General features: G+C 74.6%; 6 protein-coding genes. 3 read left to right on the top strand and 3 right to left on the bottom strand.

What is annotated here, in order from left to right:
- A partial coding sequence (locus Q7T15_RS05625; RefSeq protein ID WP_304694142.1) for an argininosuccinate synthase domain-containing protein occupies nucleotides 1-286 on the bottom strand: 286 nt, incomplete at its 3' end.
- 141 nt (nucleotides 287-427) lie between these two features.
- On the opposite strand from Q7T15_RS05625, the gene Q7T15_RS05620 reads away from it, so the two are divergent.
- The gene (locus tag Q7T15_RS05620) at nucleotides 428-586 is read left to right on the top strand and encodes an LPXTG cell wall anchor domain-containing protein (RefSeq protein ID WP_304694140.1); all 159 of its coding nucleotides are present in this window, start codon (nucleotides 428-430) and stop codon (nucleotides 584-586) included.
- A gap of 21 nt (nucleotides 587-607) precedes the next feature.
- On the opposite strand, the gene Q7T15_RS05615 is transcribed toward Q7T15_RS05620, so the two are convergent.
- Nucleotides 608-1792, bottom strand: coding sequence for an MFS transporter (locus tag Q7T15_RS05615; protein WP_304694138.1), 1185 nt, complete (start codon nucleotides 1790-1792; stop codon nucleotides 608-610).
- 7 nt (nucleotides 1793-1799) lie between these two features.
- On the bottom strand, nucleotides 1800-3131 hold the full coding sequence (locus Q7T15_RS05610; protein ID WP_304694136.1) for an NAD(P)-binding domain-containing protein: 1332 nt from the start codon (nucleotides 3129-3131) through the stop codon (nucleotides 1800-1802).
- Nucleotides 3132-3217: 86 nt separating this feature from the next.
- Between Q7T15_RS05610 and Q7T15_RS05605 the strand changes: the two genes are divergently transcribed.
- Entirely contained in the window at nucleotides 3218-3595 is a 378-nt protein-coding gene (locus tag Q7T15_RS05605; protein WP_304694134.1) for a helix-turn-helix transcriptional regulator, read from the top strand.
- Between the two features lie 13 nt (nucleotides 3596-3608).
- Nucleotides 3609-4205 (top strand): GNAT family N-acetyltransferase, encoded by a 597-nt coding sequence (locus tag Q7T15_RS05600; protein ID WP_304694132.1) that lies wholly within the window; start codon nucleotides 3609-3611, stop codon nucleotides 4203-4205.
- Nucleotides 4206-4383 lie beyond the last annotated feature (178 nt).

Below are 4383 nucleotides of genomic sequence, written 5' to 3'. Positions count from 1 at the left end.
CGCCGGAACGGATGTGGAACGCGCCACAGGCGAGAGCGCTGAAGCCCTCTTCGACGAGGGCGGCCTTCGCGTCGACGAGACGGCTGATCTCGGCGCCGTACTCCTTCGCGCGGCCGGGCACGGCCTCGACGTCAGGCTCGTCGGGCTGGCCGAGGTCGCCGGTGTACGTGCACGGGATGGCGCCTTTGTCGCGCATCCACGCGACGGCCACGGAGGTGTCGAGACCTCCCGAGAAGGCGATGCCGACGCGCTCGCCGACGGGCAGGGAAGTCAGGACCTTGGACACGATCCCCGATTCTATCGGCGGCGGGGCGCGGCCCGATGCCGCCGAGGCGACGCGAGAGGGCGGCGGATGCGCGGGGGCGGCTGGGTATCGCCCGTGCGGCCCGCTGGCGGGCATCCGCACCCCTCGGCTACGGTCGATCAGATGACAACTCTCATCATCGTCCTTCTCGTCCTCTGGGCCGTCTTCGCGGTCATCGGCTTCGTCGTCGAGGGCCTGCTCTGGCTCGCCTTCATCGGCCTGGTCCTTCTCGCCGCCACCGCCGCGTGGGGCTGGATCAAGCGCCGCACGAATCGCAGCTGAGCCCGGGCGCCGCAGTCGCCCTCAGCTCGTGCGGGCGACGATCGCTCCCAGGAGAGCGATCCCGGCCATGACGAGCGCCATCGCGGCGAACGACCCGAGGCCCTGCGCGACGACGACGCCGATGACCGGTGCGAGCGCGCCGACCATCGTGACGGGCGCGGCGAAGACGCCGTGGAGGGCGCCGTAGTGACGCGTGCCCCAGCGGTCGGGGACCGATGACGCGACGACGAGCGTCTGCGCGCCCCGCACGGCCCCCGCGAGCACGCCCGCCCCGATGAGCAGCCACGCCGAGCTGGGAAGCACGCCGAGCAGCGTGAGCGCGACTGCCCCGAGGCCGCCCGTCGCCGCGAGCGCACGCCACGGCGGCCCCGACCTCGCGACGGGCAGCCGCGGCGCGGCGAGGAAGATCAGCCGACCGATGAGCTGCCCCGCGCCGAGGAGCCCGATGCCGAGGGCGGCGAGCTCGAAGCTCAGGCCGCGCTCCATGAAGAGCGGGATCGCCGCGAGCGTGACCACGAGGATCGAGCCGCTCACGGCGAGGGTCGCGAGCTCGAGAATCCAAAACCGCCGTGTGCGCAGCACCGCCCGCACCGGACCGCCCGGCGACGACTCGTGCAGCGACTGCGGCGTCAGCGGCGTGCGCGACGGCCACGACCGCTCGAGCGCGAGGGCATGGATCGGGATCGTCACGACGGCGAGGATCCCGGCGAGGACGAGGAACGTCCCGCGCCAGTCGAGCACCGTCAGCAGCCCGGCGATGAGGGGCGCGAAGACCGTCGAGGCCAGGCCGCCCGCGATCGTCACGACCGTGAGCGCGCCCCGCCGTCGCTCGCCGTATCGCCGCGTCACGACCGTGAACGCCGCCTGATAGAGCACCGCCGACTGCGCGGCCCCCGTCACGACCCAGCCGAGGGCGAAGATCGCGGGCGTCGGCGCGAGCGCGACGACGACGAACCCGGCGGCCGCGAGCGCCGAGCCCGCGGTCATGACCGAGCGCGGGCCCCGGGCATCCAGCAATCGGCCGATCGGGATGCCCGCGAGAGCCGACACGACGAGCCCCAGCGAGAACAGCCCCGTCACGAGGGCGAGCGGCCAGCCCGTCTGCTCGGCGATGCGCGACCCGGCGACGATGACGCCGTAGTAGAGCACCCCCCAGCTGACGAGCTGGCCGAGCGAGAGGGCGACGAGGCGCCCGTGCCCGCTCACCGCCCGCTCACGCCATGATGGCGACGGGGATGCGCCCGAAGGCGACCGGCGCGAGCGACGGCGCGCAGCATCCGCCGGCACCGCTCGCGTCGGCCGGTTCGTCGAAGAGGCCCGCTCCCCCGCAGACGCCCGTCTCGGGGATCACGAGCTCGTTGCGCTGCGCCGCCTCGTGGTCGCCCGCGAGCGCAGCGACGACCGAGCGCACCTGCTCGTACCCGGTGAGGGCGAGGAAGGTCGGCGCGCGACCGTACGACTTCACGCCGACGATGTAGAGCCCCGGCTCGGGGTGGGCGAGCTCGGCGGCCCCGGTCGCGCGCACGGTGCCGCACGAGTGGATGTTGGGGTCGATCTCGGCGGCGAGCAGGCGCGGCGCCTGCAGGCGCCCGTCGAGGTCGAGGCGCACCTCGGAGAGGATGCCGAGGTCGGGCCGGAAGCCGGTGAGGGCGATGACGCGGCGGGCGGGGTCGAGGGCGCGGCCGTCCTCCCCGATGACGACGACGTCGTCGCCCGCGTGGTCGATGAAGGCGGTGCGGAAGCCCGTGACGAGCTCGACGAGTCCCTCCTCGACCGCGCAGCGGGCCGCGACGCCGAGGGCTCCCCGGGCGGCGAGCCGGTCGGCGCCTCCGCCGCCGAAGGCGTCGCCGACGGCGTCGCGCCGCAGCGCCCAGGTGACGCGCGTGCCCGGGTGCTCGCGGACGACGCGCGCGAGAGCGACGATCGCACCGAGGGCCGAGTGACCGTTGCCGACGACGACCGTGTGCGCTCCGGCGAGCGACGCCACCTCGTCGGGGGTCGGGATGCGGTAGGACACGAGACCCTCAGCCGCCGCGGCCGTCTCGCCCAGTGCGGGCAGGCCGTCGGCGCCGGCCGGGTTGGGCGTCGCCCAGGAGCCGGAGGCGTCGATCACGGCCGTCGCGACGATGCGCTCCTCCGTGCCGTCCGCCCGGCGCACGTGCACGACGAACGGGGCGGCGTCGCGGCCGGCGTCGACGAGCAGGTCGCGACCGGCGCGGGCGACGCCCGTGACGCGCGCGCCGTAGCGGACGCGGTCGCCGAGCGCGGCCGCGAGCGGCGCGAGGTAGTCGGCGACCCACTCGGCGCCGAACGGGTCGCCGGAGGTCGGGGCGCTCACGCCGGCGGCGGCGAGCAGGCGCGCGCTCGCGGCATCGACGAGCTCGGGCCACTCGGAGAACAGGCGCACGTGCCCCCACTCGGAGACCGACGCGGCGGGGCCGGAGCCCTGCTCGAGCACGATCGGCTCGAGCCCGCGCTCGAGCAGGTGGGCCGCGGCGGCGAGGCCCTGCGGGCCCGCGCCGATGACGACGACGGATTCGTTCACCCTTGACTCCTCAGATCGAGTATCTTCGATGTATCGAGATTGTTCGATGTATCGAAGTTTGTCAATACGAATTTTCGGAGCCCGCCATGAGCACGACGCAGACCGCCCCCGCCGACGCGACCGCGGCGTCCGCCACTGCTGAGACCGACGCCGCCTGCTGCACGATCGTCGCCGACGGAGCGATCACGGCCCCCGACGCCGAGCGGCTCGCACGCGTGTTCAAGGCGCTCAGCGACCCCACGCGCGTACGTCTCGTCTCGATCATCGCCGCGAGCGAGGGCGGCGAGGCGTGCATCTGCGACCTCACCGAGCCCGTCGGCCTCAGCCAGCCCACCGTCTCGCACCACATGAAGCTCCTCACCGAGGCGGGTCTCATCGAGCGCGAGCAGCGCGGCAAGTGGGCGTACTTCCGCGTCGTCGGCAGCGCCCTCGACGCCGCCGCGCAGTCGCTCGTCGCGCGCTGAGTACGCTCGGCGCATGACTGCTGCGCTGCGCATCGCCCCGGCGAACGAGGCGAGCTGGGACGAGCTGCAGCTGATCCTCACCGGCACCGCCGGCCGCTGCCAGTGCACGCGCCAGCGGCTCGGCGACCACGACTGGTACGCCGCTCCTGTCGACCAGCGCGCCACGATCCTGCGCGAGGCCACCGGCTGCGACGACCCGCGGGCCACCCGCACGGTCGGTCTCGTCGCCTGGGTCGACGACGAACCGGCCGGCTGGGTCGCGGTGGATGCCCGCCCCGCCTACCGCCGCCTCCGCAACTCCCCCGTGCCGTGGGCCGGCCGCCGCGAGGACAAGGACGACGACGGCGTGTGGGCGATCGCGTGCCTCGTCGTGCGCCGTGGGTTCCGCAACCATGGGCTGACCTACCCGCTCGTCGCTGCCGCGGCCGCGCACGCCCGCGCGCAGGGAGCGCACGCCGTCGAGGGCTACCCGATGGTGACGGGCGGCGCCGAGATCACCTGGGACGAGCTGAGCGTCGGCCCCGTGGGCCCGTTCGTCGCGGCGGGCTTCACCGAGGTCGCGCAGCCGACGAAGCGCCGCCGCGTCATGCGGCTCGACTTCGACGCCTGAGCGGCGCGTCAGCGAACCGACCGACAAGGGGCGGGATGCTCGAGTCGCGCCCGAGCATCCCGCCCACGTCTACTCGGCCGGGGTCGTCGAGCCGCTCGCCCGCTTGCCGCGCGAGCCCGAGCCCGAGCCCGAGCCGCGCGCGCCGCTGCCCGCGAGTGCCGCGCCGATCGCCTCGCCC

The sequence above is a fragment of the Microcella sp. genome, assembly GCF_030645145.1.
Classification (GTDB): domain Bacteria; phylum Actinomycetota; class Actinomycetes; order Actinomycetales; family Microbacteriaceae; genus Microcella.
Note: the sequence above shows the minus strand (reverse complement) of the source record. Positions and strands in the feature narration are given on the sequence as shown.